This is a genomic window from Hydrotalea sp., from assembly GCF_049968455.1.
Lineage (GTDB): Bacteria > Bacteroidota > Bacteroidia > Chitinophagales > Chitinophagaceae > Hydrotalea.
This window is the reverse complement of sequence record NZ_JBMFQT010000001.1, coordinates 308,787-335,753: the sequence shown is the minus strand read 5'-3', so window position 1 is coordinate 335,753 and position 26,967 is coordinate 308,787. Positions and strand designations below refer to the sequence as shown.

The following is a 26,967-nucleotide window of genomic DNA, read 5'->3' as shown; positions in this document are numbered from 1 at the left end:
CTGAAAGCATCTAAGCGTGAAACCTTCCACAAGATGAGTTTACTTTTAAGGGTCGTCAGAGACGATGACGTTGATAGGCTACAGATGTAAAGCTGGTAACAGCAAAGTCGAGTAGTACTAATTACCCGTAAGCTTTATTTTTTTTATTTACACAAATCACTTCCCAATATGTTACCTTATTGAAGAGTTTATGGTGGTTATACCGAGGGTGTTCACCTCTTCCCATTCCGAACAGAGAAGTTAAGCCCCTCATGGCCGATGGTACTTGGGCCTTGTCCCTGGGAGAGTAGGTAGCTGCCGTATTTATCTAGCCTTCTTGTAGTACACAAGAAGGCTTTTTTATTTGATGTATATACAAAAAAAAGTGGCTATTTTTTTAAATAACCACTTCTACTATTCGGTACATTCTTTTTTAAACCTCAGGCTCTTGCTGGCTTAAACAATGCCAACTACCTAATCCCCAAATAACATCTGTTGAATCTATACCAATCACTTTTCGATTTGGAAATAAGCTTGCTATAATTTCTAAAGCCTCTTCATCTCTACTGCAGCGATAGATTGGAACAATTACTGATTTATTGGCAATATAAAAATTTGCATACGATGCGGGTAATCTTTGACCTTCATATATAACTGGTTCGGGCATCGGTAACTCAGCTATATTTAATTGTTTCCCATTTAATAAACGCATTTGTTGCAGCTGCTTTAAATTATGTTGCAATAAATGGTAATTCTCATCATTTTTATTCTCTTCAATAACAGTAATTACAGTATCGGTATTTACAAAGCGAACAGTATCATCAATGTGTCCATCCGTATCATCTCCAACAATCCCTTCATCAACCCATAAAATTTGTTCAACACCATAATAATTGTGTAAATAATCTTCTATTTGTTTTTGTGATAGGTGTGGGTTTCTATTTGGATTTAATAAACATGCTGTTGAAGTAATCAGTGTGCCGGCATCATTAAAGTCCACAGAGCCACCTTCCATTACAATGCCCGGATGGAATACAGGTAATCCTAACTTTTCTGCAATACGAGTTGGGATTACATCATCTAAATCGTAGGGTGGATATTTATTTCCCCAGGCATTATAATTCCAATCAACAATTGCTTTTTTCTGTTCAGTTCGGTGAATTAAAAACGCAGGGCCATGGTCTCTGCACCAAGCATCATTAGTAGGGTGCTGGTAAAATTCTACGGCATTAGTGTTAACCCCATTTTCTTTTAAAATAGTACGGGCAAATTGTTCCATTGATGCATCAGAAATATTAATGCAAACTTTTTCACCTTCGGTAAGTGTTTTAATAAATTCTGCATAAGGCTTATATATGGTATGAATTTTTCCGGGCCAACTTGCTTCCTTATGTGGCCAACTTAGCCATGTAGCAGTATGTTTATGCCATTCGGCTGGGAAATAATAGCCTTGTTGTTGCGGTGTTAAGTTCATTATTGTTCGTCAATAAATCGTTTTGTAATAGGTCGATAGGAGTCGATGCGCCTATCGCGTAAAAAAGGCCAGTGTATTCTATAGCTATCAGATTTTGCTAATTCTATTGGAACAACTGCCACTTCTTCTTGATCATGTGTAGCTTGGTAAAGTACAGTTCCAAATGGGTTGCTAACAAATGATCCGCCCCAAAATTTCATTAAACCATTTTGTTCAAATCCAACGCGGTTCACACTAACTACATGCACGCCATTGGCTATTGCGTGGCTGCGTTGCATTGTTTGCCAAGCATTGAATTGCTCTTTGTTTGTGGCTTCATCTTGTGAGGTAGCCCATCCAATGGCTGTTGGATAAAATAATATTTCTGCGCCCATTAAACTAGTAATACGTGCTGCTTCAGGATACCATTGATCCCAACAAATTAATACTCCAATAGTGGCAAATTTTGTTTTAAAAGTTTTATAGCCTAAATCGCCGGGCGTAAAATAAAATTTCTCAAAATATGCGGGGTCATCGGGGATATGCATTTTTCTGTACTTACCTAAGTAGGTGCCATCCGCATCAATTACGGCAGTTGTGTTATGGTATAAGCCTTGTGTTCTTTTTTCAAATAAAGAAGCTATTATTACTACATTATGTTCTTTTGCAACTAATGATAATGCTTCAGTAGATGGCCCCGGAATTGCTTCTGCTAATAAAAAATTATCATAATCTTCTACATCGCAAAAATATAAGGAAGTAAATAATTCTTGCAAACACACTATTTGTGCACCCTTTGCTGCAGCAGCTTTTATTTGTTGAATAGCTTTTTGCAGGTTGAGTTGTTTTTCGCTGGAACAACTCATTTGTACCAATCCTACATTAACAATTGACATGCTTAAAATTTTGTGTGCAAAAATAACGGTTGCATAGGGAATGTAATAAGCACAAACATTATTTTAATAACATTAGTTGCCATAATACCTATGAAAAATCCCATTCCTGCTTTGGAATGGGATTGAAGTGTCTTTTGTTTGGAACGGATGATTAATATCTGTTGTAACCGCCACCATTTCCACCACGGTCGCGATTGTAGCCGCCGCCACCACCGCGGTTACCACCATAACCACCACCGCGGTTACCACCGCCGTAGCTTTTTTTGAAGCCACCGCTTTTGCGTTCACCTTCGGGGCGTGGAGTTGATTCGTTTACCACAATTTTACGATCCTGCACGTCAGTATCGTGTAATGCACTAATAGCAGCTTTAGCAGCTTCATCATCAGGCATTTCAACAAAACCAAAACCTTTGCTACGGTTGTTATTGAATTTGTCAGTAACAATTTTAGCTGAAGTTACTTCACCATAAGGTGCAAAAAGTTCTTGCAGGTCTTCACTGGTCATGTTCCAGTTCAAATTTCCAACGTAAATGTTCATTTTTAAAAGTTAATTTAAGTGATACCAATGATAAAAACAGTAACCAAAAGCCCCGAAGCATTTACGTGAAAACCTTCTAGAGAAATGGAAGAACTGGTCATTGGACTAACGAAGATAATTTTTTTATTCATTCGTCCAACTTTTTTTTTAATAAGTAACAGATGTTTAAAAAAACAAAAGCCGCGGTATTAAGCCACGGCTTTTAATAATATTTGGAAAATTGAATTATTCAGCCACCACATCAAATTCAATTTCGGCAACATTACCATTACCAAAATCAATAGATGCTTTGTGTAATCCAATTTCTTTTACTTCAGTTAGAATATGAATACGTCTGCGGTCAATTTCGTAACCTTTTTGGTCGCGAATGGCACGGGTAATTTGCAATGCAGTAACAGTACCAAAAATTTTGCCGCTAGTACCTGTTTTAACACCAATTTTAACTGGAGAAGCTTTTAATACTTCCGTTACTTTATGAATTTCGGCTAACATGGCCGCTTCTTTTTTAGCCTGAACTTTTAAGCGTTCTTCTAATTGCTTTAAGTTGGAAGGGTTTGCCTCAACAGCAAACTTTTGAGGAATAAGATAATTACGAGCGTAACCATTTTTTACAGTTACTAATTCATTTTTTCCACCCAAATTATCTACATCCTGAATAAGAATTACTTGCATATTTTTAAGTTTTAGTTCCCTTTACCCAGTCATTTCAACTGTCCCTTACTCGGTTTGTGTATGAATAAGGTTAGGGAGGTTACTAAGAAAAGATTTATTTTAAAAGATCAGTTACATAAGGTAACAAAGCCATTTGACGGGCTTTCTTTATAGCATCGCCAACTTTACGTTGGTATTTTAATGAGTTTCCGCTTAAACGTCGAGGTAACATTTTACCTTGCTCATTAATGAATTTTTTCAAAAACTCAACATCTTTATAATCAACGTATTTAATGCCATATTTTTTAAACCGGCAGAATTTCTTTTTGGGTTTTTCCTGTTTAATGGCGGTCAGGTATTTTATTTCATTTTTTGCCATGGCTTATCCCTCCATTTTTTCGGTTACTTTAAATCCGCCATTTCTCTTTACTTCATTATACTCGACGGCGTTTTTATCGAGTTTAGAAATCATGTGACGCATGATTTGCTCATCGCGTAACATTTGGATTTTGAATTTCTCATTAAAGTCCGGAGTGGCAGTGTATTCCAATACCCAATAAATTCCGGTTGTTTTTTTCTGAATGGGGTAAGCTAAAGATTTTAAGCCCCATGGATTGCTATGAACAATGGTACCTCCATGTTCTGTAACAAAATCCGTATACTTTTTTTGAGCTGATTTAAAATCATCTTCGGAAAGTACCGGAGTGAAAATGATCATTAATTCGTAATGGTTCATTACTTGTTTTTTTGATGAAAAAATTGGTTTTTTCCCAATGGACAAACTTTCTTTGTTGAAAGTATGATTCTGCCAAAACAGAATTGGGGCTGCAAAAGTAGGAGTTTTTATTGAAACCAGAAACTGTTTTTTACTGCGGAAGTGCAATTTCGGTTGTTTTCCTATTTGAACAAAAAAGAACGCCATTGGTGGATGACGTTCTTTTAAATAGAAAATTTAGGATTACCCTTAATTGCCAGCTACTTGTTTGCGAATAATGTTTAATGCAGCACCTGCTTTAAACCATTCTATTTGTTGCTGGTTGTAGGTATGGTTAGCCGAAATGGTATCGGAAGTGCCATTGGCATGGTGTAAAACTATTGTTAAAGGCTTTCCGGGTGTAAATTCAGTTAAGCCTAAAACATCAATAGTATCGTCTTCTAAAATTTTATCGTAATCGTTTTTATCGGCAAAAGTCAATGCCAACATACCTTGTTTTTTTAGGTTGGTTTCGTGTATGCGCGCAAACGATTTGGTTAAAACTACACGAACTCCTAAATGGCGAGGTTCCATGGCTGCATGTTCGCGAGATGATCCTTCGCCATAGTTTTCATCACCAACTACTATTGAGCCAATTCCGGCGGCTTTGTAGGCACGCTGTGTTTCAGGAACAGGGCCATAAGTGCCATTCAATTGGTTCTTCACTAAATTAGCTTTATCATTAAAAAAGTTAATAGCACCAATTAAAAGGTTGTTGGAAATGTTATCAAGATGTCCGCGATATTTTAACCAAGGACCAGCCATTGAAATATGGTCGGTAGTACATTTACCTTTAGCTTTTATTAATAATTTCAAACCTTTTAAATCGGTTCCTTCCCAAGCGGGGAAAGGCGCTAATAATTGTAAACGGCTTGAATTAGGGTCTACAGCAACAGTTACCTTACTTCCATCAGCCGCAGGTGCTTGATAACCCGGATCGTCAACTGCAAATCCTTTTGAAGGTAATTCTTCACCTTTAGGTGGATCTAATTTTACTTTTTCACCCTTTTCATTGGTTAAATAATCTGTAATAGGGTTAAAGGTTAAATCGCCGGCAATTGCCAATGCAGTTACCATTTCAGGGGAAGCAACGAAGGCATATGTATTGGGGTTACCATCGGCACGTTTAGCAAAGTTTCTATTGAATGAATGAACAATCGTATTTTTTTCTTGTTTGTCAGCACCCATTCTATCCCACATTCCAATACAAGGACCACATGCATTTGCAAATACTTTAGCACCAATTTTTTCAAAAGTATCTAAGAATCCATCTCTTTCAATGGTAAAGCGTACTTGTTCAGAACCGGGGGTTATAGTATATTCAGCTTTGGGCTTTAAATTTTTATCGCTTACTTGTTTGGCTAAACTTACGGCTCTACTAATATCTTCATATGATGAGTTGGTACAACTTCCAATCAATCCTACCTCAACTTTAGTTGGCCAGCCATTAGCAGCAGCAACTTCCTTCATTTTAGAAATTGGCGTAGCTAAATCGGGAGTAAATGGGCCATTTAAATGGGGTTCAAGCTCACTAAGGTTAATCTCAATTACTTGGTCGAAGTATTTTTCTGGATTTTGATAAACTTCAGGATCTGCATTTAAATCAGATTTAATTGCATCTGCTAAGGCGGCAACTTCTTCACGGCCTGTTGCCTTTAAATAGCGGCTCATACTATCATCATAACCAAAAGTTGAGGTAGTGGCACCAATTTCGGCCCCCATATTACAAATGGTTCCTTTTCCGGTACAGCTTAATGAAGTAGCCCCTTCACCAAAATATTCAACAATGGCACCTGTTCCACCTTTCACTGTTAAAATGCCTGCAACTTTTAAAATAATATCTTTTGGAGCAGTCCATCCATTTAATTTACCGGTTAGTTTAATACCAATTAGTTTGGGCCATTTTAACTCCCATGGTAAGCCTGCCATTACATCGCAGGCATCTGCACCACCTACACCTATGGCAATCATTCCTAACCCCCCTGCATTCACTGTATGTGAGTCTGTTCCAATCATCATTCCGCCCGGAAATGCATAATTCTCCAAAACTACCTGGTGAATAATTCCTGCACCGGGTTTCCAAAAACCAATACCGTATTTATTGGAAACAGAGGCTAAAAAATCATACACTTCTTTACTTTCAGTTGTTGCCACTTGCAAATCGGCTTTTGCTTCCACACGAGCAGTAATTAGGTGGTCGCAGTGAACAGTTGAAGGAACTGCAACTTTAGGGCGGCCGGCTTGCATAAATTGTAGCAAGGCCATTTGGGCGGTAGCATCTTGCATTGCAACCCTATCTGGCGCAAAGTCAACATAACTTTTCCCTCTTTCAAAATTATTAAGGGGTTGATCTGCATGTAAATGAGCAAATAATATTTTTTCAGCTAAAGTTAAAGGACGACCTAAAGTTTTGCGTGCTGCTGCAATTTTTGCAGGCATTTCGGCATAAACTTTCTTAATCATTTCTAAGTCGAAAGCCATGATGATAAATTTTATTATGTGATGAAAAGACTTTAACCAGTTTTTTTGAAGTGGCAAAATTACATGAAATCATGCCGTTGTGAACAACTGTTTTTTTGAATTGTTATTAATATTAATTTTGTTGAAATACCTTAAATTGCAATTCGTTTATTGATAAAATAAACCTTATGAAAGCAATGAATAAAGTTCGTGAGTTTTTGGAGATGAATGCATTTGGTGTTTGTACCGCAATTGGAGAAAAACTGGGAATTGCCACATCGCGTATAAGAATGTGGTTTATTTACATTTCTTTTCTAACAATGGGTTCTCCACTCATTATTTACATGATACTGGCGTTTTGGATGAATATAAAAGAGTACATTTTAAATGCCAGAAGAAATCCGTTAAAGTATTTATAGCAAGAAGTTAATTAGCCAATCTTCACTATAGTTTCTCTTAGGGTTGCCAATTTCTCTAAAAGATTTTCCAATAAATGTAAGGGTAGCATATTTGCCCCATCACTTAAAGCTTTGGCAGGGTTAGGGTGTGTTTCAATAAACAATCCATTGGCCCCTGTAGCAATAGCTGCTTTTGCAATGGTTTCAATTAATGCCGGATTACCCCCTGTTATACCACTTGTTTGGTTGGGTTGCTGCAAACTATGGGTACAATCCATTATAACAGGTTGATTCAATTGTTTCATCCAAGTAATATTTCGGTAATCAACCACTAAGTCCTGATATCCAAAGGTGGTACCACGTTCAGTTAACATAATTTGTTCATTACCGGCTTTCTTTATTTTATCAACTGCAAATTGCATGGCAGGGCCACTTAAAAATTGCCCTTTCTTAACATTAACGATTTTTTGAGTAGCCGCCGCCGCTTGTAACAAATCAGTTTGTCTGCATAAAAAGGCTGGAATTTGCAATATGTCGATATATTTAGCTGCTTCGGCAGCTTCATCATGTGCGTGAATGTCGGAAGTTGTTGGCAGTGAAAATGTTTTACCTACTTTTTGAATTAAACTTAAACCTACTTCATCACCAAGCCCTGTAAAAGAATTGGCACTTGTACGGTTGGCTTTGCGGTAGCTTGCTTTGAAAATATAGGGTATACCCAATTTTTTACAAATGGTGTAAACTTTATCGGCTACTTCCATCACCAAATCTTCACTTTCCACAACACATGGGCCGGCAATTAGAAAAAATTGTTGTTGGTTGTATTGTTGTTTTTGTAATAATGGAGTAAGAAAATTTGGTATCATAAAAATTAAATGGATGATTGAAATGCGAACTTACAAGCATTTTTGTTTTCTTTGCGCTAACATTTGTTAGCAAATATAAAAGAAATGGTAAAAGATAAAATATTGGTAATTGGTGCAAGTGGTCAAATAGGTGTTGAATTAACGCTTGCTTTACGCAAAGTTTATGGAAATAACAATGTGGTAGCTTCTGATTTAAGGGAAGAAAATGAATTGTTGAAGGGCACCGGCCCTTATGTTAGTTTAGATGTGATGAATAAGGAAATGTTGCATGTGCAAGTAATACGACAAAACATTACTCAGATATATTTATTGGCTGCAATACTTTCTGCTACCGGTGAAAAAAATCCGAATTTGGCATGGAATTTAAATATGCAGGGTTTATTGAATGTGTTAGATATTGCACGTGAAGAACAAATTCAAAAAGTTTATTGGCCTAGTAGCATTGCAGTGTTTGGGCCAACATCTCCTAAAATAAATTGTCCACAACAAACAATTATTGAACCAATAACTGTTTATGGTATAAGTAAGTATGCCGGTGAATTTTGGTGCAATTATTATCACCAACGGTATGGGGTTGATGTAAGAAGTTTACGTTATCCCGGATTAATTAGTTATAAATCTGCCCCAGGTGGAGGAACAACTGATTATGCAGTTGAAATATTTCATGATGCATTGGAAGAAAAAAAATACAATTGCTTTTTGCGGGAAGACACTTACTTGCCTATGATGTACATGCCCGATGCTATAAAAGCCACGTTACAATTAATGGAAGCACCGCAAGAACAAATAAAAGTTAGAACCTCCTATAACATTGCAGCCATGAGTTTTTCGCCAAAAGAAATTGCTGCTGCCATTCAAAAGCATATACCGGATTTTACAATTCATTATAAACCCGATTACAGGCAAACCATTGCAGATAGTTGGCCTCAAAGTATTGATGATAGCTTTGCTAGGACAGATTGGAATTGGAAACCCGATTTTGATTTGGAGTTAATGACGGCAGAAATGATTCAGAATTTGCAACAAACAAAGGAGTTGGTTAAAAAATAAAGCCAATATTTACCCCTAATGCTCTTATGCCAATCCAGGGACCCGTTAAGTTTAAATTAGCGGTTGTACTACTGGTTACTGTACCTTTCACAGTAAAAGGGCCTCCGTTAATATTATTTAAATTATCTTGTAAGGAACTTTGTTCCTGCATTGTTAGTGGTGTGGTAAAGTTAGCATTTAATATGCCATTACCATTTCCAAAGTTGGCACCAACTAACCATATATCAAAAACAAAATGCCGACTAATATGCTGTTGTAAACCCAACAATAATCCGCCACTTATTGAAGTTATATTACCTTTAAATACTGCATTTTGAACTGTAGTATTTCCCCCCTGATTTGTATTATATTGAACGGGAATAGCTAAATTAAAATTGGCATAACGACCATAAGGCGCTAAATAAAAACCATGCATATTTTTATTTGCGTAGAGCCTTAATTCACCCGTAAAAGCATAATTCCCAAGGTTAATTCCATTAAAGTTAACATTTTCATTATTGGCAATTTGGCTAATAGTATTACTAAAGGGTAATGTTGTGAATGGCATATACCGATAACCCACTAATATGGAAACTTTATTTTTAATCAGTCTTTCATAGCTAATACTATAGTTTTGAAATGCTAGCGAACTTAAATTTATTTTTAATGAATTATGTAATACAGGCTTAACAAGTAAGGGTTTAGTGGTATCGGAATGCTTTATTTCATGAATAGGTTGTGCATGCAGATACTGAGTAGCTGTTACAATTAAAATGCTTAGGAATATTTTATACATTTTTTTCATTCTAACATGGCAAGATCAGCCACAGTTTTTCCTTCTAAAATTTTTAAAGATGCATCTCTTACTTCAATCATCACCTTATTTAATCCACAAACTTCTTCTTGGCAGTCTTTACATTTTTCGTAAAAATTTAAACTTACACAGGGTAATAATGCTATAGGCCCTTCAACTGTGCGCATCACTTTCGCCAAAGCAATGGTTGATGGAGGAGTTTTAAATAAATAGCCACCACCTTTTCCTTTTTTACTTTCTAATATACCGGCTTTTCTTAGTTCAAGTAAAATATTCTCCAAGAATTTTAGTGGAATGTTTTTTTTGCGGGCAATTTCTGCAATTAAAACAGGCCCATTATTTTGGTGTTGAGCCAAATAAGTTAAAGCTTTAAAGGCATATTGTGTTTTTTTCGATAGCATATACAGGGTATTATTGTATGAAAAACAAAAAAGCTTAGCTAATATCGGTAACAAATTTTGTTATTCAATATACTGAAATGCTATCTTTTTATTGCAAAATGTTTATTAGAAATGGTTAATGAAAAAATAAATTATGCGAAGCCTAATACATCTTTCATGGTAAATATGCCTTTTTTATCTTTCAAAAATTCAGCAGCTAATACTGCACCACCTGCAAAGCCAATACGGTTGTGTGCTGTGTGAATAATTTCAATATCATCAATTGGTGATTGATACAAAACTTTATGTGTGCCTGGTGCAGGATCAATTCTTTCTGAAATAATACTTAATTCATTAGATTGTTGAGTAGGAGTATTCACCCATTTTTTCTTTGATGTTATTTCCTGCATTATTTGTTCTGCCAATGTAATTGCAGTACCACTTGGTGCATCTTTTTTTTGTGTATGGTGTATTTCGGTTAAGCTAACATTATATTCACTGTGTTTGTTCATTAAACGAGCCAAAAATTTATTCAACTCAAAAAATAAATTTACACCAATACTAAAGTTGCTGGCATATATGAATGCTCCGTTTTTTTGTCTACATGTATCTTCTACTTCTTGCAATTTTTCTAACCATCCTGTAGAACCGCATACAACCGGCACGCCCCAGTTAATACAGTGCATTACGTTCTGAAAAGCGCTATGGGGGCCGGTAAATTCAATGGCTACATCTGCTTTTTGTAAATTTTCTTTAGTTAGTTCATGAGCATTGTTTACATCTATTTTTAAAACAATTTCATGACCTTTATTTAACGCTATTTGCTCAATAGCCTGGCCCATTTTACCATATCCAATTAACGCAATTTTCATTTCATTATAATTTTTTACCTGGCAGTGGGTAATGGTTTTAAAATTGGTTGTTTATTTCGAAAACTAAATGTAAAACTTAAACCCGGAGCTGATAAAGCTGAATTGAAGGTAGGTTCAATGTGTAAACTTAAGTTATCACTTACATCAAAGTCTTTTAAATGTCCATAAACAGTGGCATCCACTACATTTAATCCCCACAAAATTGCAAACCAAAGAATGGAGTAATCACGGTCTCTTCTAAACTGATTTCGATAGGTTTGTAAAGCAGCGGGATCAATATTTTGTAAAATAGGATAGATGTTGGCAAAATGGGCAGTGTCATTAGTAATCTTAATAGTATAAGCATCGCGAGTACGTTTATACCAAGTATTGTTGTAAATGAATGTTACAGTTGGTATTGCCAAAGCACCATATACTATGGGAATTTTCCAATATTCACGATTATAGGCTTGACCCAAACCCGGAAGTATTGCTGAACGAAGTGTTGCAATTTTAGGGTTATGTTTTTTTTTAATAATGGGGGACGTTTCTTTTATGCTATTGCTATCTTTTGTAGTGTCTCTTAGTGGTATTTCAACCCTAAGATTTTCAAATATAAGCGTATTGTTATTGCAAAATGCACTAACAAAAGCATGCATAAAAAATGTAATTAAAATTAATTTAATAGTTGCTTTCATGTTCAACTAACGCTTATATTCATAAGCTCTAATATTTTGTTCAATTCTTCTAACGAATAATATTCAAGAGTGATACTTCCTTTGCCTGTTTTTTGATGTGCCAAAGTAACTTTAGTGGCAAAATGTGAAGCTAAGTTATCTTCAATTTTTTTATAGGCTGGTGGAAGTTGATTTTTTGAAGAAGATTTAACAGCTGACTGACTTTGTGCTTTATACATTCGTCTAACCAGTTCTTCAGTTTGACGAACACTCAATTCTTTTGTTTTAATTTCATTGAAAACAAATAATTGTTTATCAACACTATCAATGTTGATGAGTGCTCTGGCATGTCCCATACTAATCTTCCCGTTTCTAACGGCTAATTGAATGTCGGGTGGAAGTTTTAATAGGCGCATGTAGTTGGTAATGGTGCTTCTTTCTTTGCCCATTCTTTCTGCTACTTGTTCCTGAGTATAATTTAATTCTTCCATCATGCGCTTGTAACTCAAGCCAATTTCAATGGCATTTAAGTCTTCGCGTTGTAAATTTTCAAGAAGTGCTAATTCCAATAACTCTGTATCGTTAGCTTGTCGCACATAAACCGGAACATCTTTTAATCCTGCCAATTTGCTGGCTCTAAATCTTCTTTCACCGGCAATAAGTTGAAATTTACCATTAGCTAATTTTGATACTGTTAATGGTTGAATGATGTCATGTATTTTAATAGAGGCAGCTAATTCTTGTAACGCAGTCTCATCAAAGTCGCGGCGCGGTTGTTTGGGGTTAATTTGTATGTCATCTATAGCGATGCGCATTATTCCCGTAACCTGTTCAACCACTTTATTTTTTAAATGGCCTGAGGTATTTTTTAAGTCTTCATCAATATTTTGAAGCAAGGAGCGGATGCCCTTGCCTAGCATAGCTTTATTTTGTTTGGGTGCACTCATATTGAAGGTTATAAATTAATGGCAAATGAAGCAATTTTTTTCTTTATTCAATAATTCTTTCCGTATTGCTCATATTTGTCATTTCATTTTTCTGTAAAATTTCTTTTGCTAAATTTAAATAATTTACAGAGCCTTTACTCTCTGCATCGTATAAAATTACCGGTTTACCCACACTTGGTGCCTCACTTAAACGGGTGTTACGATGAATAATGGTTGAGAATACCAAATCATCAAAATGCCTTCTAACCTCACTCACTACCTGGTTACATAAACGCAAACGCCCATCATACATGGTCATTAAAATACCTTCAATTTGAAGCTCGGGATTTAACCTGTTTTGTACAATTTTTACGGTATTCAAAAGTTTACCCAATCCTTCTAAGGCAAAAAACTCGCATTGTACCGGAACAATTACACTATCGGCAGCAACCAGTGAGTTAACAGTAATTAGCCCTAAAGAAGGGGAACAATCAATAATAATAAAATCGTATTTACTTTTAATCGGTTCTAAAACAGTTTTTAAAACGTTTTCCCGGTTAGGATAATTAATCATTTCAATTTCTGCCCCAACCAAATCAATATGTGAAGGAATGACATCTAAGTAGGGCATTTCACTTTTTAAAATAACATCTTCTGCAGTAGCATTGTTAACCATACAGTCGTATAAACTGTTGGTTATATTATGCAAATCAAATCCAACACCGGTAGTGCTATTGGCTTGCGGGTCGGCATCAACCAATAAAGTTTTGTATTCTAATACGGCAAAGCTGGCTGCCAGATTAATGGCCGATGTGGTTTTACCAACACCTCCTTTTTGATTTGCAATGCTAATAATTCGCGCCATAGGGTATATTGCTTAAAAGGCAATTAAAAAATTTATTTACTCATTTCAATTCATCAAGGTTGCAAATCTAAAGCATTCTGTTGCATGTGTTCATTTTTAATTGGGTATATTTTAACAATGCGGCGAATACTGTTCGTTTTTTAATAGAGAAAAGTTCGCTTTACTTGACATTAAAAAAGAAGCCTCTATTCTTATTTGGAATAGAGGCTATATAGTAAAAATTAAAAAAAACTATAAGGCAATTGTTTCGCCTATAGCAGGTAAATGCAATGTTTTTCCGGCATTTGCAAATGCTTGTTTGGCAGCGGCTTTATCTATTTTTATAAAACCGAAAGTATCATAATGTACCCCAATAATTTGATTGCATTTTACAAAATCGGCAGCTTTAATAGCATCTTGTACATCCATGGTAAAATTATCACCAATGGGTAATATAGCATAGTTTAGGTTTGCCCAACCGGGTATTAATTGCATATCGAGTGTTAAGGCTGTATCACCGCTATAATAAAAATTGCCTTCCGGGGTTGTAAAAACAAAACCAATTGGGTTGCCACCATAACTTCCATCGGGTAAAGCACTACTGTGTTGTGCTACTACACATTTTACAGTTCCAAATTCAAATTGCCATTTTCCACCGGTATTCATGGGGTGCGTATTGGTTACGCCATTTTTGTTTAGCCATTCATGAATTTCAAAAACAGCCACTACTTTTGCACCGGTGTTATTAGCAATAGTAATACAATCGGCTATATGGTCGGCGTGGCCATGACTTAAAAATATGTAATCGGCTTTAATACTATCAATCGATATGTTTTTCGCCAGTTCGTTATATGTAATAAATGGATCGAAAAGTATTTTTTTGCCTTGTACTTCAATCATAAAGCATGCGTGACCATAAAATGTGAGTTGCATAATTTAAATTTTAGATTGAAAAATAAATTCATTCCTTGTAACAAAATTACTTGAAAGATGTTTAAACAACATTAAATGCTCAATCAAATTTCAAAAGCAAAGTATATACTTATTTAAATTTTATGTATGCGTAGAAAAGGTTTTTGGTGGTTTGTTATTGTAATTTTTATATTAGTTGATGTTTATTTTTTTCAGGCAGTAGCAACAGTTATGCAAGGATTTTCAGTTTCTGTACAATTAGTTGTTACCATTATTTATTGGATTATTGCGCTGGCAGCATGGTTAGCACTTTTTGCCATGCCCTATTTACGAAGTGTACAGATAACCAAATTTTATCGCAATTATATTTTTTCTGTATTGGTGGGTTTATTTATTGCGAAACTTATTGGCTGTGTTTTTTTTGTAGCCGACGATATAAGAAGAGGTATTGAATGGTTGGTGCATTTAATGCCAGCTAAAAATGCAAATTCATCCGAAATGGCAGCTATTCATCGTTCTGTTGTGATGAGTTGGTTGGGTATAGGTTTTGGTACAACTTTATTAGGCACATTTATATATGGTTATCGAAATAAATATAACTATCAAATAAAATACGTGCATTTGCAATTTCCTAATTTACCCAATGCATTTAAAGGTTTTAAAATTGCACAAATTAGTGATGTACACAGTGGCAGTTTTACCAATAAACAACAAGTAATAAAAGGGGTAAACTTGTTAATGCAACAAAAAGCCGATTTAGTTTTATTTACCGGTGATTTGGTAAATGACCGTTATGAAGAAATGAATAATTACATTGATGTTTTTAACAAAATAAGCGCTCCTTTTGGTGTTTACAGTGTACTGGGTAATCATGATTATGGTGATTACATAGCCTGGCCATCTTTACAAGCAAAAGAACAGAATCTGGAAAATTTGAAAAAAGTACATGCATCATTGGGCTGGCGTTTGTTAATGAATGAACATGTAATTATTGAAAAAAATGGCGATGCCATTGCTTTAATTGGCATTGAAAACTGGGGTGCAAAGGGGCGTTTCCCAAAATATGGGAAAATGGAGCAAGCATATAAGGGTACCGAACCTTATGCATTCAAAATTTTAATGAGTCATGACCCCAGCCATTGGGATGCAGAGGTAAGACCTAAATATCCAGATATTGACTTGATGCTAGCCGGACATACCCACGGTATGCAGTTTGGCGTTGAAACTGTATTTTTTAAATTCAGCCCTGTACAGTGGATGTATAAGCAATGGGCCGGTTTGTATAAAGAAGGCAACCAATATTTATATGTGAACAGAGGTTTCGGGTTTATAGGCTATCCAGGAAGGGTGGGTATTTTGCCTGAGATTACTATAATTGAATTGTCATAATACAATTCCCTGCAAATGTTGTTATATTGTTAAATAGAGTTATTCATTTTCCCTTTGAAAATAAGTCATTATACATACAACATTATTTGGCATAATGATTGAATTATGATGACTTAAACTTAACTTATGAAACGAATTATCACACTTATTTTATTAGTTATTATAACAACTGCCGGCATTAAAGCACAGTCGTTTAGAGCCGGTATTAAAGCCGGTGGCAACCTTACCAAAATAGATGGAGAATCCTTCAATCAAGGATTTCAATTAGCTTATCAGGTAGGTGGTTTTGCTGAAATAGATTTCAACAAAAAATGGGGTATACAGCCGGAGGTATTATGGAGCCAGTCCGCTACAAAATCAGCAACTTTTAATACAATTTTCTTTCCCGATCAAAATATTAAATTAGATTATTTGTCAATACCTGTGTTACTTAGGTATAACTTAGGTAGTTTGGTTACTTTAAATGCGGGTCCGCAATTTGGCATTTTGTTAAATAAAAATGATAATTTATTGCAAAACGGTCAAACTGCTTTTAAATCGGGCGACTTTGCGATGGTAGGGGGCCTTCAACTGAACTTTAAATACTTAAGAGTATACGGTAGGTATGCTATTGGCTTAAATAATTTAAACGATATTAATAACCAAAATAATTGGAAAAGCCAACAAATACAATTGGGTATAGGGTTGAGATTCTAAAAAACTGGATTATATATTGTTGATGTGGCATATCTTACCGGGTATGCCATTTTTTTGCGCCAATTTGTACCAAAAAAATTGAAATTAACCCCATGGCATTAATATTGTTTTATGCTATTACTCACAAATAATTCGTTTATACATTCGTATAAATGACAAATTGACTTTTATTTTAGAAAATAGCTTATGAATACTAACAAATTACTATTATCAGCTGAAGATGAGAACGATTTTATGCCTATAATTGCCATTAATGAAAAAGACGATGAAGAAAACTTATCTATTCCCGATACATTGCCCTTATTACCATTAAGAAATACTGTGCTATTTCCTGGTGTAGTATTGCCCATAACTGTTGGGCGCGATAAAAGTATTAAAGCGGTAACCGAAGCCTATAAGTCCGATAAACTAATTGGCGTTTTAGCACAAAATGATACAGAAGTAGAAGATCCAACGGTAAATGATTTATGCCGAATTGGAACAGTTGCTAAAATATTGAAGTTAATTAAAATGCCTGATGGAGGCACCACCATCATTATTCAAGGCAAAAAAAGGTTTGAGTTTTTACACATGATTAGTGAGGACCCTTTTTTTGTAGCTCAAATTAAATTATTAGAAGATAAGGCGGTTGAAAATGATCCTGATTTTGATGCTTATATCAGCACCATACGTGATTTGGCTACCGAAATTATTAAGTTGTCGCCTAATATTCCTACTGAAGCATCCATTATATTAAAAAATATTGAAAACCCTTCATTCCTTATCAACTTTGTAAGTAGTAATTTAAATACTTCCATTACCGAAAAACAAGATTTGTTAACGTTGGAAAGTATTAAACTAAGGGCGGAAAGGTTAACTGCTTTCTTACATAAAGAACTTCAATTTGCTGAATTAAAAAATAAAGTTACCAGCAAAACAAGGCTTGAATTAGATAAACAACAGCGCGATTACTTTTTACAACAACAACTAAAAAGTATAAAAGAAGAGTTAGGTGGCGATCCCAACGAAAGAGAAATTGCCGACATGAAAAAAAAGGCCGAAACAAAACGTTGGCCTGAATCGGCAAAAAATATGTTTCAACTGGGAATAGAAAAGTTAGAACGTATGCATCCCAGTACACCTGACTATTCCATTGTTTACAATCACCTTGATTTATTACTTGATTTGCCTTGGGAGGAATACACGAACGATAATTACAACTTAAAACATGCCAAGCAAGTTTTAGATGCCGAGCATTATGGCATGCAAAAAATTAAAAATAGAATTTTAGAATATTTAGCGGTACTGCAGCTAAAAGGCGATATGAAAAGCCCCATTTTATGCTTTGTTGGTCCTCCGGGTATTGGTAAAACTTCATTAGGTAAAAGCATTGCTCATGCTGTGGGTAGAAAATATGTACGATTAAGCTTGGGTGGATTACATGATGAAAGTGAAATTAGGGGCCACCGCAAAACATATATCGGTGCAATGCCGGGTCGTATTATTCAAAATTTAAGAAAAGTAAAAACTTCAAACCCGGTAATGATTTTAGATGAAATAGATAAGATTGGAAATGATTTTCGTGGCGATCCTTCATCTGCTTTACTGGAAGTGTTAGATCCTGAGCAGAATAATACTTTTTATGACAATTATTTAGAGTTAGAATACGACTTGAGTAAAGTATTATTTATTGCAACAGCTAACGATATTCAAAACATACAACCCGCATTACGTGATCGTTTGGAAATTATTGACTTAAGTGGATATGCCATTGAAGAAAAAGTTGAAATAGCGAAGCGTCATTTAATTCCTAAACAAAAAGAAGCGCATGGTTTGGGAAAAATAAACTTCAAAATTTCCGATAAAGTATTGGAAAAAATTATTGAAAGCTATACTCGTGAAAGTGGCGTTCGTGAACTTGATCGTCAATTGGCATCCGTTATGCGTTATGAAGCTAAAGAATATGCTACCAAACAAAAAATAAAATCAGCATTAACCTTGTCTGATGTTGAAAAAATTCTAGGGCCTCAACGTTATAATAATGATATGTATAAAATGGCCAATATGCCCGGTGTTGCCGTTGGTTTGGCTTGGACTTATGTTGGTGGTGATATTTTGTTTATTGAAACCGTACTCAGTGAAGGAAAGGGTGAATTAAAATTAACGGGGAATTTGGGCAATGTAATGAAGGAAAGTGCAACTACTGCCTATACTTACTTACAGGCCAATGCTAAAAAACTGGGTATTGAAAGTGAAGCCTTTCATAAGCATAATGTACATGTGCATGTTCCGGAAGGTGCAACACCAAAAGATGGTCCAAGTGCAGGTATTACAATGCTTACTGCATTAGCTTCGGCATTTACCGGCAGAAAAGTGAAGCCCTATTTGGCCATGACCGGTGAAATTACATTACGTGGTCAAGTATTGCCGGTTGGAGGAATAAAAGAAAAAGTTTTAGCCGCTAAACGTGCCGGACTAAAAGAAATTATCATGTGCTGGCAAAATGAAAAAGATGTGCTGGAAATAGACAGCAATTTTATTGAAGGTCTTCAGTTTCATTATGTAAAAACCATGCAGCAGGTGCTTGATTTGGCCCTGGTGTAAAATTATAGTACAACCTATGAACAAATACAGATAATAACTGTTATAATGTTTTCATGTTGGTTGTTTTAAGGGTTAAGTTTCCTCATGTTTATGAGGGAACTTTTTTTATGTACACCATTCTATTGCCTATTGTACATTTGCGCATGCAAAAATTAAGTATGGATGCCCTTGGCCGAAAATCGGTTCAAGAGTTTAAGGCCGCTACAAAACACCCCATAATTGTTGTGTTAGATAATATACGCAGCATGCATAATGTAGGAAGCATATTTCGCACTTGCGATGCTTTTTTATTAGAAGGAATATGCTTATGTGGATATACTCCGCAACCTCCTCATCGCGATATTCAAAAAACAGCCTTAGGTGCAACGGAAACTGTTGATTGGATGTATATGCCAGAAACTACTACCGCTATTACAGAACTTAAAAAATTAGGTTACGAAATATTTGCTGTTGAACAAGCAAAAGGCAGTATAGGGTTGCAACAATTTTCCATGGCCGGAAATAACAAATTAGCCATCATTTTGGGTAATGAAGTAGATGGGGTAAGTGAAGAAGCACTAAGTTTGTGCAACGGGTGTATTGAAATTCCGCAATGGGGGTCTAAACATTCCTTAAATGTTTCAGTTGCTGCAGGCATAGTTTTGTGGGAATTGGTTAAACAACTGCAATCTTAAAAATGTTGAATTGTAATGATGCACACAGTAAAAAAATATTTAAGCTTAGTTAAATTTTCGCATACCATTTTTGCAATGCCATTTGCATTCATCGGTTTTTTTTTAGGGGTAATGCATTCAACTGCAGGTTTTGCCGATGCAGACCAAACTATTCTGCACCATTATTTCTCGTGGCAATATTTATTACAAAAACTTTTGTTGGTTATTATTTGTATGGTTACGGCTCGGAATTCGGCAATGGCATTTAATCGGTATTTAGACCGTCATTTCGATGCTCGTAACCCCCGAACCGCTATTCGCGAAATTCCGAAAGGCATTATTTCACCTGAAAGTGCCCTGCGATTTGTAATTCTAAACTGTTTGTTATTTGTGGCAGCAACCTACTTTATTAATAAAATTTGTTTTTATTTAGCACCGGTTGCTTTGTTTGTAGTATTATTTTACAGTTATACCAAACGTTTTACTGCATTATGTCATTTAGTGTTGGGAATAGGTCTTTCTTTGGCCCCTATTGGCGCATATTTGGCGGTAACCGGCCAATTTAATTTATTGCCTTTGTTGTTTTCATTTGCGGTAATTTTTTGGGTTAGTGGGTTTGATGTTATTTATGCACTGCAGGATATTGATTTCGACCAATCGCAAAAGCTTTACTCCATACCTGCAGCCGTTGGCAAAACCAACGCATTAAATATTTCCTCGTTTTTACATTTTTTAAGCGCTGCATGTGTAATATATGCTGGATTTTATGGTCATTTTCATATCTTGTATTGGTTAGGCATAGCCGTTTTTGTTGGAATGTTGTCATACCAACATTCAATTGTAAAACCAACTGATTTAAGCAGGGTGAATATTGCATTTATGACAGCCAATGGCATTGCTAGTGTGGTATTCAGTTTATTGGTAATTGCCGATTTGTTTATTTTCTAGAAAATTAAAAGCAATGGGAAGAATTCTTTGTATTGATTACGGTGGAAAACGAACTGGTATTGCGGTTACTGACCCCTTGCAAATCATAGCCACTCCACTAACTACCATACCTTCCAATACGTTAATACCTTTTTTAAAAAACTATGTGTCCAAAGAAGCGGTTGAGCTTATTGTAATTGGCGAACCTTATAATTTAGACCAAACCGCTACCCACGCTACTCCATTAGTGCATAAAGCCATTCAAAACCTTAAAAAAAATTTTCCCGGCATTCCCATTCAAACAGTTGATGAACAATACACTTCAAAAATGGCTTCTAAAGCCATGGTTGAAATGGGAATGAAAAAAAAGCAACGTCAAGTAAAAGAAAATGTTGACCAAATAGCGGCTACTATTATGTTACAAACTTATTTACAAGAGCGGTCAATGTAGCCATATTCTTTTATCTTTGGGGTATTGAATGTATTGTTGAATTTATTAGAATTTGTTATATGATTTTGCCTATAGTCGCATATGGAAATCCCATTTTAAGAAAGCCTGCAGCGCCCATTACTGCCGATTATCCAGGTTTAGCTAGCTTAATTGATGATATGTGGGAAACAATGTATGCCAGTAGTGGTGTTGGTTTAGCGGGTCCACAGGTAAATAAACCCATCCGTTTATTTGTAATTGATAGTGCCCAAATTTTTGCCAATATGGAAGACGATGATGAACGTTATCCTGATGAGCCTGGTATTAAAAAGGTATTTATTAATGCTGAATTAATTGATTTAAACGGTGAAGAATGGGTGTATAATGAGGGCTGTTTAAGTATTCCAAAAATTCGCGAAGATATTCAGCGTCCTGAACTCGTTACATTGAAATATATGGATGAAAATTTTGTGCCTCATACAGAAACTTTTACTGGTTTAACTGCACGTGTTATTCAACATGAATACGATCATATTGATGGGAAATTGTTTATTGATTATCTGAAGCCCCTTAAAAAGAAGTTATTACAAGGAAAATTAAATGACATTAGCAAAGGCAAAATAAAAGTAGATTATAAAATGCTTTTTGCCAAATGAGAATACTACAACTTGTTGTTGTAATGATGCTAACCGGTTTAACCGGTACAGTATTGGCACAAGACACTACTTCACAAACTTACCTCGCCGATACAACTGTTGGGTTTGGCAACTCCGGACGCTTCACATTGCCTGCAGTTTTAGTTCGAACCAACTTTGGTTACGAAAAATTATTGCAGCAAATTAAAGAAGATACTACTTTTTATAAGGCGTTCCGAAACTTGCGTGTGCTGGGTTTTACTGCGTACAACGATATTCAAATGAAGGATAAAGCAGGTGCAACCATCGCATCAATGTACAGTAAAATCCGTCAAAATTATCAGGATGGTTGTCGAACTATGGATGTGCTGGAAGAAAAAACTACCGGTAATTTTTATAACAAAAAACACGAATACAATTATTTAACTGCAGAACTATATGCGGCTTTATTTTTTACGAAGGGAAAAGTTTGCGGTGAAAATAATATTGTAAAAGGGCATAGTATTGCCACAACACAAAAATCGGGTATTGATAAGCACAAAGAACAATTGAAAATGCTTTTCTTCAATCCGGGAAAAAAGGTACCGGGAATTCCTTTTATAGGCAATAAATTAGACTTATACGATAGTAAAGCACATGAGCTTTATGATTATAGGTTAGACATACAAGAATATCATCAGCAATTATGTTATGTATTTACTATTACTCCTAAAGAAGATTTAACTGCAGCACAAAAAGATGATGTAGTGGTTGATGAAATGGTAACCTGGTTTAATACCCAAACTTTAGAAGTACAAGGCAGAAGGTATATTTTAAGTTATAAAGCCGGTGTGTATGATTTTGATGTGAGCATGGAAGTTGAAATGACTCATTATAAAAATTATTTGGTCCCATCTATATTGCGTTATAAAGGCAACTGGGATGTTATCTTTAAAAAAAGAGAAAGGGGCGTTTTTACTGCCACCTTATTTAATTTTCAGTAAGAAAATAGTTGAAACATAAAGCTACATTTAAACATTCTCTAAGACATATTGCGATAATACGGAATTGATTAAATGATGTTGATTGATACAATTAATAGCGCGATTGATTAACACTATTGTCTAAAAAATTAAAAAAAGTATTAATTTGCTAAAAGTTCATATTTTCTAAGAATTATTAATTTGTTGTATGCGGTTTAAGGATTTAAATGAAGCACAAATTTTAGCTTTAGCCATTCATACAGAAGAAGAAGATGCTAGCATATACCGCGATTTTGCGCATAGTTTTAAGCTTGATTTTCCCAAATCGGCTACTGTGTTTGAGACAATGGCCCAAGATGAAGACCGTCATAAACAACATTTAACCGATTTATATAAAAGCAAATTTGGCGAACATATTCCCCTTATAAGAAGACAGGATGTAAAAGGTATGTTTCAACGAAAGGCCTTTTGGTTTAATGAAATAATAACACCTGAAAAAGCTATGCAAGAAGCCATCTTTATGGAAAAAGAAGCTCGTAGCTTTTATGAATTAGCGGCCCAAAAAACAAATGATACAAATATTCGGGATTTGTTAACCCATTTAGCAGTTGAAGAACAACAGCATGAACATAAAGCTGAGGAAATTGATAAGGAAAGAATTGCGTCTGGAATAATCAATGTTGAAAGAGAAACAGCCAAGAAATTGTTTGTGCTTCGCTTTGTGCAGCCCGGATTAGCAGGATTAATGGATGGTTCTGTTTCAACTTTAGCACCTTTGTTTGCTGCAGCATTTGCAACTGCTAATCCCGATGATACTTTTAAAGTTGGTTTAGCAGCTTCTATTGGCGCGGGAATAAGTATGGCATTCGCTGAAGCATTATCTGATGATGGAAAAATTAGTGGTCGTGGTTCTCCGGTATTAAGAGGTTTGGTTTGCGGAGCTATGACTTCTATTGGTGGTTTAGGACACACTTTCCCTTTTCTCATACCTCAATTTAAACCGGCATTAACATTAGCCATTATTGTAGTAGTGGTTGAACTTGCCATTATTTCATGGATACGCAATCATTTCATGGATACACCATTACTATCTGCAATATTCCAAGTTGTTGTAGGTGGAATATTGGTATTTATTGTGGGCTGGTTAATTGGTGCAGGATAATTTTTATTGATACACTAAAGGTTGTTGAGAAATTCGTTTAATGCTTGGGGACTTATTTTAGCTGGAAACAGTTTTTGTAATCCTGCATTTATACCATAAAGTACATTGGTGCCAACATAAAGGTTACTATTGATTAATGAAATGCTTACTAGGGTTATATTGGCATTGGTAGGAATATGTAGTGCATAAAACCCTTTTTCACCTGCGGATGGAGTTAATTTTAAAACTGATCTAACATCATTAAATACAGCGAATACAAGTGTATTTTTATTAGTAAAATTTAATGGTAAAACCACATTTAGATTGGTGGTGCCCAAACTTGTGTCCATTGGTGCACCTGCACTAAACCATTGTGTGTGGGTTGATTGAATTGTATAGCCCAGAATATGATTCCCATTCATCATGGTATCCCAGTTACTAACGGTACCGGTATTGTCTATTTGCCAGTTAATATCATATTGTGCACTTGAATTAGGAATGCCACTGTAGTATTGCATTCCGCTTACCGCATCATCGTCCTGCCATTGTATGATAATAGGTTTGGTTGGAAGTATGGAAACTGGTTGATTGTTGCTTGTATAGCTTACATAAAATGCAGAGGCGCAAACTAATGGATATTGACTGGATGTTGCCGAAAGCAAATACCGAATAAAATCTCCTCTTTTTCTTATCTGAATTAATTTTAACTGAACTGAGTCGGTAACGGCATTTAAATTATTGTTTTGGTAAACACAACTTTTGCCAGGTATTTTTATTCTAATATTATTTTTTAGCCACACGGTTGTGTCGAGGCTAGGATTAAACAAACTTAAAAACGGATTGGTTAATCCAATTTGCAATTGCAATGAATCAATAAAACTATTACTAATGGGTTCGTTGGTCCAAGTTGTATCATTAAAAGCAATTCCCTGATATGGAGTAAATTCATCAGAAAAGTCTTTTTTACAACTGCTAATGGTTATAAAAAGAAGTAATGAGTAAAAAAGAATTTTTTTCATAGCGTTTGCAATAAGATAGCAATTGATTTATAAATGCTGCCTGCGTCCGTTTAATTGGATACGTGTACCTAAACTAATTCCTGCGGCACCAAAACGTTGATTTACACCATATAAAGAATTGGTGCCTAAAATATTGTATCTGAAATAAGGTTCAGCAAATACATCCAACTGTGGTGTTATTCGTCTATAAATTCCTACACTTCCATAAATGCTGGTAGTAAAACTATGTTCATAAACTCCTGAATTGGATTTACTATTGATGGCAACTACTTGTAAACTGGTATCTAATGTTTCGCCCATATACCATGATGACAGGCCAAAAATAAGTCCTCCATTTACAGTGAAGCGCCAATTGGCATCGGGCATACCAAATTCATAACCCAACATAACCGGTAATTCCACATTCTTGTAATGATTCATACTTTTAATAATCCTGTATCCAATTTGTGTTACGGATGAAGTGTCGGTAACCGTTGTTGTGGTACCTTGTGGTGTAGTAATGGTTCTGCGAACAATAACTGTAGTAGTTTGTACCTGATCTTCTTTTCTTTGACTAAACAATTCATTAATTTGATTATACTGAATACCTAATTTTAAATAAGTACGTTCACCGATGGTTTTACTAAATCTGGCGCCAACAGTAAAGCCACCTCGTAAATGCTCTGTACTATCTTTTTTCTGTAAATAATTAGCACTGGCACCATTTGCAGTTATTGATTTAAAAGTATAGTCCGGTGAACCATATAATTCAATATACCAGTCATTCCTTTGTGCTCCATTGGCATTGGGGCAAGCATCTAAGCCTAAAATGCGTCTTAAATTGAGTGGAGGTAGGTGTATTGAATTGGTATTGTATAGTAAGCTGTTTTTTAAAGCAGGTTCAGCATTTACCCTGTTGTAACTAAAACTACTTGTATTTAAATCATACTCATCATTAGAAAAATTATTTACGGTTTTATACTCATTTGTTAAGGAGTTAAGGCTGCTATAAGTTTGAGATTGAGATTTTTTTGATGATGAAAATATTGAAGTTGAATTTACTTTGATATTATTGTTGTTTATGCTGTTGGAGTTAGCTTTCACATCAGAGTTGGAAGAATTAATACTGTTGGGTGTTTTATTAATTGACAAATTTGAATTATCCTTTTCTGTTGTAGCATTATTTACATTATTAGGTATTGCGGAGTAGATAGGTGTAGTATTATGTTCGATAGTATTTTTATTTTGACTTGTGTTGTTAAAATAGTAAAACCCAAGCAATAGAGCTGCTATAAAAAAAGTAGCAGCCAGCATTAGCTTTTGGGATGGTGTTAACCAAAATGCTTTAGGTTTTTTTTGTCGTTCTGCCATAATTCGTTCCCACATATCGGGTGGAACGGGGGCGGAGTAGTTTTTCAGTTTATGGCTGAAAAATTCATCCAATTGTTTATCTGTCATTACACAGCAATTTTTTGAAGTTGTAAAATTTGTTCCTGTAATATTTTTCTAGCCTTTACCAGTTGACTTCTACTAGTACTTGCTTTTATATTTAATAATGTTGCAATTTCTTCATGGCTATAACCTTCTATCACATTTAAGTTAAACACTATTCTATAACCTGTTGGTAATTGTTGAATGAGTTGCATTAATACTTCTTCACCCAATTGGCTATAGGCCGTAGGTGGAATTTGTGCAGTTGAATCTTTTTGTTCATTTACTTCAGAAAATGCCAGTTTTTTTTTCTGTATATATTTTAATGCCACATTTACAGTTATTCTACGCATCCAGCCTTCAAATGACCCTTCAAATTTGAATTGATTAATGTAATTAAAAATTCTAACAAATGCATCTTGTAACATATCCTCTGCTTCCATGGGGTCTTTGGCATAACGCAAACAAACAGCCATTAACTTACCTGCATACTGCTCATAAAGCATACGCTGGCAAGATGCCTGTTGCTTAATACAGCCTTTAATTATTTCCAACTCTGTCAACTGAGGGGCAGGTTTTTTATGTTAACAATAAAAAGATGCCATAGTGGTGCATAATGCTGCCTACTAAGTACTCTTTCCTTAAAAATACCCAATCGTTTTAAATTGTTAACAAAATAGACTGTTAAGGTTGC

29 protein-coding genes and 2 rRNA genes are annotated in these 26,967 nt (G+C 35.2%); 13 read left to right on the top strand and 18 right to left on the bottom strand.

What is annotated here, in order from left to right; translation table 11 throughout:
• Positions 1 to 142 (top strand): 23S ribosomal RNA (locus ACP5P5_RS01515); the annotation flags it as partial.
• 47 nt (positions 143 to 189) lie between these two features.
• Positions 190 to 303, top strand: a 5S ribosomal RNA gene (rrf, locus tag ACP5P5_RS01510).
• A gap of 109 nt (positions 304 to 412) precedes the next feature.
• Here rrf and ACP5P5_RS01505 read toward each other — a convergent pair.
• From ACP5P5_RS01505 to ACP5P5_RS01475, 7 genes are all read right to left on the bottom strand, one after another.
• Positions 413 to 1,453, bottom strand: coding sequence for an agmatine deiminase family protein (locus ACP5P5_RS01505; RefSeq protein WP_428284352.1), 1,041 nt, complete (start codon positions 1,451 to 1,453; stop codon positions 413 to 415).
• On the bottom strand, positions 1,453 to 2,328 hold the full coding sequence (locus ACP5P5_RS01500) for a carbon-nitrogen hydrolase (RefSeq protein ID WP_428284351.1): 876 nt from the start codon (positions 2,326 to 2,328) through the stop codon (positions 1,453 to 1,455). The genes ACP5P5_RS01505 and ACP5P5_RS01500 overlap by 1 nt, the downstream gene beginning before the upstream one ends.
• A gap of 151 nt (positions 2,329 to 2,479) precedes the next feature.
• The gene (locus ACP5P5_RS01495) at positions 2,480 to 2,866 is read right to left on the bottom strand and encodes an RNA recognition motif domain-containing protein (RefSeq protein ID WP_428284350.1); all 387 of its coding nucleotides are present in this window, start codon (positions 2,864 to 2,866) and stop codon (positions 2,480 to 2,482) included.
• A 225-nt stretch (positions 2,867 to 3,091) separates the two neighbouring features.
• Complete coding sequence (gene rplI, locus ACP5P5_RS01490) at positions 3,092 to 3,538, bottom strand: 50S ribosomal protein L9 (RefSeq protein WP_298413608.1); 447 nt, start codon at positions 3,536 to 3,538, stop codon at positions 3,092 to 3,094.
• Positions 3,539 to 3,632: 94 nt separating this feature from the next.
• Positions 3,633 to 3,896: a 30S ribosomal protein S18 gene (gene rpsR / locus ACP5P5_RS01485; RefSeq protein WP_298413605.1), complete on the bottom strand. Its 264-nt coding sequence runs from the start codon at positions 3,894 to 3,896 to the stop codon at positions 3,633 to 3,635.
• Positions 3,897 to 3,899: 3 nt separating this feature from the next.
• Complete coding sequence (gene rpsF / locus ACP5P5_RS01480) at positions 3,900 to 4,253, bottom strand: 30S ribosomal protein S6 (RefSeq protein WP_428284349.1); 354 nt, start codon at positions 4,251 to 4,253, stop codon at positions 3,900 to 3,902.
• Between the two features lie 228 nt (positions 4,254 to 4,481).
• Positions 4,482 to 6,752, bottom strand: a complete 2,271-nt coding sequence (locus ACP5P5_RS01475; RefSeq protein ID WP_428284348.1) for an aconitate hydratase — start codon at positions 6,750 to 6,752, stop codon at positions 4,482 to 4,484.
• 167 nt (positions 6,753 to 6,919) lie between these two features.
• On the opposite strand from ACP5P5_RS01475, the gene ACP5P5_RS01470 reads away from it, so the two are divergent.
• A complete protein-coding gene (locus ACP5P5_RS01470; RefSeq protein ID WP_428284347.1) occupies positions 6,920 to 7,150 on the top strand; it encodes a PspC domain-containing protein in 231 nt (76 codons plus the stop codon).
• Positions 7,151 to 7,161: 11 nt separating this feature from the next.
• Here ACP5P5_RS01470 and kdsA read toward each other — a convergent pair whose 3' ends face one another.
• A complete protein-coding gene (kdsA, locus tag ACP5P5_RS01465) occupies positions 7,162 to 7,995 on the bottom strand; it encodes a 3-deoxy-8-phosphooctulonate synthase (RefSeq protein WP_428284346.1) in 834 nt (277 codons plus the stop codon).
• Positions 7,996 to 8,079: 84 nt separating this feature from the next.
• On the opposite strand from kdsA, the gene ACP5P5_RS01460 reads away from it, so the two are divergent.
• Complete coding sequence (locus ACP5P5_RS01460) at positions 8,080 to 9,045, top strand: NAD-dependent epimerase/dehydratase family protein (RefSeq protein WP_428284345.1); 966 nt, start codon at positions 8,080 to 8,082, stop codon at positions 9,043 to 9,045.
• Here ACP5P5_RS01460 and ACP5P5_RS01455 read toward each other — a convergent pair.
• The 7 genes from ACP5P5_RS01455 to ACP5P5_RS01425 form a co-directional block, all read right to left on the bottom strand.
• Positions 9,035 to 9,820, bottom strand: coding sequence for a DUF3575 domain-containing protein (locus tag ACP5P5_RS01455; RefSeq protein WP_428284344.1), 786 nt, complete (start codon positions 9,818 to 9,820; stop codon positions 9,035 to 9,037). The two genes, ACP5P5_RS01460 and ACP5P5_RS01455, sit on opposite strands and share 11 nt — an antisense overlap.
• Positions 9,821 to 9,825: 5 nt before the next feature.
• Positions 9,826 to 10,239 carry an RrF2 family transcriptional regulator gene (locus ACP5P5_RS01450; protein WP_428284343.1) on the bottom strand — a complete coding sequence of 138 codons (414 nt, stop codon included), beginning with the start codon at positions 10,237 to 10,239 and terminating at the stop codon, positions 9,826 to 9,828.
• A 131-nt stretch (positions 10,240 to 10,370) separates the two neighbouring features.
• Entirely contained in the window at positions 10,371 to 11,090 is a 720-nt protein-coding gene (gene dapB / locus ACP5P5_RS01445; protein WP_428284342.1) for a 4-hydroxy-tetrahydrodipicolinate reductase, read from the bottom strand.
• A 14-nt stretch (positions 11,091 to 11,104) separates the two neighbouring features.
• Positions 11,105 to 11,728 (bottom strand): DUF5683 domain-containing protein, encoded by a 624-nt coding sequence (locus tag ACP5P5_RS01440; protein ID WP_428284341.1) that lies wholly within the window; start codon positions 11,726 to 11,728, stop codon positions 11,105 to 11,107.
• A 41-nt stretch (positions 11,729 to 11,769) separates the two neighbouring features.
• Entirely contained in the window at positions 11,770 to 12,693 is a 924-nt protein-coding gene (locus ACP5P5_RS01435) for a ParB/RepB/Spo0J family partition protein (protein ID WP_428284340.1), read from the bottom strand.
• A gap of 43 nt (positions 12,694 to 12,736) precedes the next feature.
• On the bottom strand, positions 12,737 to 13,537 hold the full coding sequence (locus ACP5P5_RS01430; protein WP_428284339.1) for a ParA family protein: 801 nt from the start codon (positions 13,535 to 13,537) through the stop codon (positions 12,737 to 12,739).
• Positions 13,538 to 13,768: 231 nt separating this feature from the next.
• A complete protein-coding gene (locus ACP5P5_RS01425; RefSeq protein ID WP_428284338.1) occupies positions 13,769 to 14,449 on the bottom strand; it encodes a metal-dependent hydrolase in 681 nt (226 codons plus the stop codon).
• A gap of 126 nt (positions 14,450 to 14,575) precedes the next feature.
• Here ACP5P5_RS01425 and ACP5P5_RS01420 point away from each other — a divergent pair, with 126 nt between their 5' ends.
• The 9 genes from ACP5P5_RS01420 (at position 14,576) to mbfA (ending at position 23,865) form a co-directional block, all read left to right on the top strand.
• Positions 14,576 to 15,817, top strand: a complete 1,242-nt coding sequence (locus tag ACP5P5_RS01420) for a metallophosphoesterase (protein WP_428284337.1) — start codon at positions 14,576 to 14,578, stop codon at positions 15,815 to 15,817.
• Positions 15,818 to 15,943: 126 nt separating this feature from the next.
• On the top strand, positions 15,944 to 16,513 hold the full coding sequence (locus ACP5P5_RS01415) for a porin family protein (protein WP_428284336.1): 570 nt from the start codon (positions 15,944 to 15,946) through the stop codon (positions 16,511 to 16,513).
• A gap of 186 nt (positions 16,514 to 16,699) precedes the next feature.
• Complete coding sequence (gene lon / locus ACP5P5_RS01410) at positions 16,700 to 19,096, top strand: endopeptidase La (protein WP_428284335.1); 2,397 nt, start codon at positions 16,700 to 16,702, stop codon at positions 19,094 to 19,096.
• Positions 19,097 to 19,149: 53 nt separating this feature from the next.
• A complete protein-coding gene (locus ACP5P5_RS01405) occupies positions 19,150 to 19,770 on the top strand; it encodes an RNA methyltransferase (RefSeq protein WP_428284334.1) in 621 nt (206 codons plus the stop codon).
• A gap of 18 nt (positions 19,771 to 19,788) precedes the next feature.
• Complete coding sequence (locus tag ACP5P5_RS01400) at positions 19,789 to 20,697, top strand: UbiA-like polyprenyltransferase (protein WP_428284354.1); 909 nt, start codon at positions 19,789 to 19,791, stop codon at positions 20,695 to 20,697.
• A 13-nt stretch (positions 20,698 to 20,710) separates the two neighbouring features.
• Positions 20,711 to 21,127, top strand: coding sequence for a Holliday junction resolvase RuvX (gene ruvX / locus ACP5P5_RS01395; protein WP_428284333.1), 417 nt, complete (start codon positions 20,711 to 20,713; stop codon positions 21,125 to 21,127).
• Between the two features lie 59 nt (positions 21,128 to 21,186).
• Positions 21,187 to 21,762: a peptide deformylase gene (gene def, locus ACP5P5_RS01390; protein WP_428284332.1), complete on the top strand. Its 576-nt coding sequence runs from the start codon at positions 21,187 to 21,189 to the stop codon at positions 21,760 to 21,762.
• Positions 21,759 to 22,724, top strand: coding sequence for a hypothetical protein (locus ACP5P5_RS01385; RefSeq protein ID WP_428284331.1), 966 nt, complete (start codon positions 21,759 to 21,761; stop codon positions 22,722 to 22,724). The genes def and ACP5P5_RS01385 overlap by 4 nt, the downstream gene beginning before the upstream one ends.
• A 187-nt stretch (positions 22,725 to 22,911) precedes the next feature.
• Positions 22,912 to 23,865 carry an iron exporter MbfA gene (gene mbfA / locus ACP5P5_RS01380; RefSeq protein ID WP_428284330.1) on the top strand — a complete coding sequence of 318 codons (954 nt, stop codon included), beginning with the start codon at positions 22,912 to 22,914 and terminating at the stop codon, positions 23,863 to 23,865.
• 14 nt (positions 23,866 to 23,879) lie between these two features.
• Here mbfA and ACP5P5_RS01375 read toward each other — a convergent pair whose 3' ends face one another.
• From ACP5P5_RS01375 to ACP5P5_RS01365, 3 genes are read right to left on the bottom strand one after another with little or no spacing between them, the layout of a single operon-like run.
• Positions 23,880 to 24,863, bottom strand: coding sequence for a hypothetical protein (locus tag ACP5P5_RS01375; protein WP_428284329.1), 984 nt, complete (start codon positions 24,861 to 24,863; stop codon positions 23,880 to 23,882).
• A gap of 27 nt (positions 24,864 to 24,890) precedes the next feature.
• Positions 24,891 to 26,300 carry a hypothetical protein gene (locus tag ACP5P5_RS01370; RefSeq protein ID WP_428284328.1) on the bottom strand — a complete coding sequence of 470 codons (1,410 nt, stop codon included), beginning with the start codon at positions 26,298 to 26,300 and terminating at the stop codon, positions 24,891 to 24,893.
• The gene (locus ACP5P5_RS01365) at positions 26,300 to 26,836 is read right to left on the bottom strand and encodes an RNA polymerase sigma factor (RefSeq protein ID WP_428284327.1); all 537 of its coding nucleotides are present in this window, start codon (positions 26,834 to 26,836) and stop codon (positions 26,300 to 26,302) included. The genes ACP5P5_RS01370 and ACP5P5_RS01365 overlap by 1 nt, the downstream gene beginning before the upstream one ends.
• Positions 26,837 to 26,967: the final 131 nt, after the last annotated feature.

What these genes read in the sequence shown, in the direction of transcription:
- ACP5P5_RS01405 (WP_428284334.1), top strand. Translation starts at nt 19,150, where the DNA reads ATGTTGGTTGTTTTAAGGGTTAAGTTTCCTCATGTTTATGAGGGAACT.
- kdsA (WP_428284346.1), bottom strand. Translation starts at nt 7,995, where the DNA reads ATGATACCAAATTTTCTTACTCCATTATTACAAAAACAACAATACAAC.
- ACP5P5_RS01475 (WP_428284348.1), bottom strand. Translation starts at nt 6,752, where the DNA reads ATGGCTTTCGACTTAGAAATGATTAAGAAAGTTTATGCCGAAATGCCT.
- ACP5P5_RS01470 (WP_428284347.1), top strand. Translation starts at nt 6,920, where the DNA reads ATGAAAGCAATGAATAAAGTTCGTGAGTTTTTGGAGATGAATGCATTT.
- def (WP_428284332.1), top strand. Translation starts at nt 21,187, where the DNA reads ATGATTTTGCCTATAGTCGCATATGGAAATCCCATTTTAAGAAAGCCT.
- ACP5P5_RS01375 (WP_428284329.1), bottom strand. Translation starts at nt 24,863, where the DNA reads ATGAAAAAAATTCTTTTTTACTCATTACTTCTTTTTATAACCATTAGC.
- dapB (WP_428284342.1), bottom strand. Translation starts at nt 11,090, where the DNA reads ATGAAAATTGCGTTAATTGGATATGGTAAAATGGGCCAGGCTATTGAG.
- ruvX (WP_428284333.1), top strand. Translation starts at nt 20,711, where the DNA reads ATGGGAAGAATTCTTTGTATTGATTACGGTGGAAAACGAACTGGTATT.
- ACP5P5_RS01400 (WP_428284354.1), top strand. Translation starts at nt 19,789, where the DNA reads ATGCACACAGTAAAAAAATATTTAAGCTTAGTTAAATTTTCGCATACC.
- ACP5P5_RS01460 (WP_428284345.1), top strand. Translation starts at nt 8,080, where the DNA reads ATGGTAAAAGATAAAATATTGGTAATTGGTGCAAGTGGTCAAATAGGT.
- rplI (WP_298413608.1), bottom strand. Translation starts at nt 3,538, where the DNA reads ATGCAAGTAATTCTTATTCAGGATGTAGATAATTTGGGTGGAAAAAAT.
- rpsR (WP_298413605.1), bottom strand. Translation starts at nt 3,896, where the DNA reads ATGGCAAAAAATGAAATAAAATACCTGACCGCCATTAAACAGGAAAAA.
- ACP5P5_RS01370 (WP_428284328.1), bottom strand. Translation starts at nt 26,300, where the DNA reads ATGACAGATAAACAATTGGATGAATTTTTCAGCCATAAACTGAAAAAC.
- ACP5P5_RS01435 (WP_428284340.1), bottom strand. Translation starts at nt 12,693, where the DNA reads ATGAGTGCACCCAAACAAAATAAAGCTATGCTAGGCAAGGGCATCCGC.
- ACP5P5_RS01495 (WP_428284350.1), bottom strand. Translation starts at nt 2,866, where the DNA reads ATGAACATTTACGTTGGAAATTTGAACTGGAACATGACCAGTGAAGAC.
- ACP5P5_RS01425 (WP_428284338.1), bottom strand. Translation starts at nt 14,449, where the DNA reads ATGCAACTCACATTTTATGGTCACGCATGCTTTATGATTGAAGTACAA.
- ACP5P5_RS01455 (WP_428284344.1), bottom strand. Translation starts at nt 9,820, where the DNA reads ATGTATAAAATATTCCTAAGCATTTTAATTGTAACAGCTACTCAGTAT.
- mbfA (WP_428284330.1), top strand. Translation starts at nt 22,912, where the DNA reads ATGCGGTTTAAGGATTTAAATGAAGCACAAATTTTAGCTTTAGCCATT.
- ACP5P5_RS01500 (WP_428284351.1), bottom strand. Translation starts at nt 2,328, where the DNA reads ATGTCAATTGTTAATGTAGGATTGGTACAAATGAGTTGTTCCAGCGAA.
- ACP5P5_RS01385 (WP_428284331.1), top strand. Translation starts at nt 21,759, where the DNA reads ATGAGAATACTACAACTTGTTGTTGTAATGATGCTAACCGGTTTAACC.
- rpsF (WP_428284349.1), bottom strand. Translation starts at nt 4,253, where the DNA reads ATGAACCATTACGAATTAATGATCATTTTCACTCCGGTACTTTCCGAA.
- lon (WP_428284335.1), top strand. Translation starts at nt 16,700, where the DNA reads ATGAATACTAACAAATTACTATTATCAGCTGAAGATGAGAACGATTTT.
- ACP5P5_RS01505 (WP_428284352.1), bottom strand. Translation starts at nt 1,453, where the DNA reads ATGAACTTAACACCGCAACAACAAGGCTATTATTTCCCAGCCGAATGG.
- ACP5P5_RS01440 (WP_428284341.1), bottom strand. Translation starts at nt 11,728, where the DNA reads ATGCATGCTTTTGTTAGTGCATTTTGCAATAACAATACGCTTATATTT.
- ACP5P5_RS01430 (WP_428284339.1), bottom strand. Translation starts at nt 13,537, where the DNA reads ATGGCGCGAATTATTAGCATTGCAAATCAAAAAGGAGGTGTTGGTAAA.
- ACP5P5_RS01450 (WP_428284343.1), bottom strand. Translation starts at nt 10,239, where the DNA reads ATGCTATCGAAAAAAACACAATATGCCTTTAAAGCTTTAACTTATTTG.
- ACP5P5_RS01415 (WP_428284336.1), top strand. Translation starts at nt 15,944, where the DNA reads ATGAAACGAATTATCACACTTATTTTATTAGTTATTATAACAACTGCC.
- ACP5P5_RS01420 (WP_428284337.1), top strand. Translation starts at nt 14,576, where the DNA reads ATGCGTAGAAAAGGTTTTTGGTGGTTTGTTATTGTAATTTTTATATTA.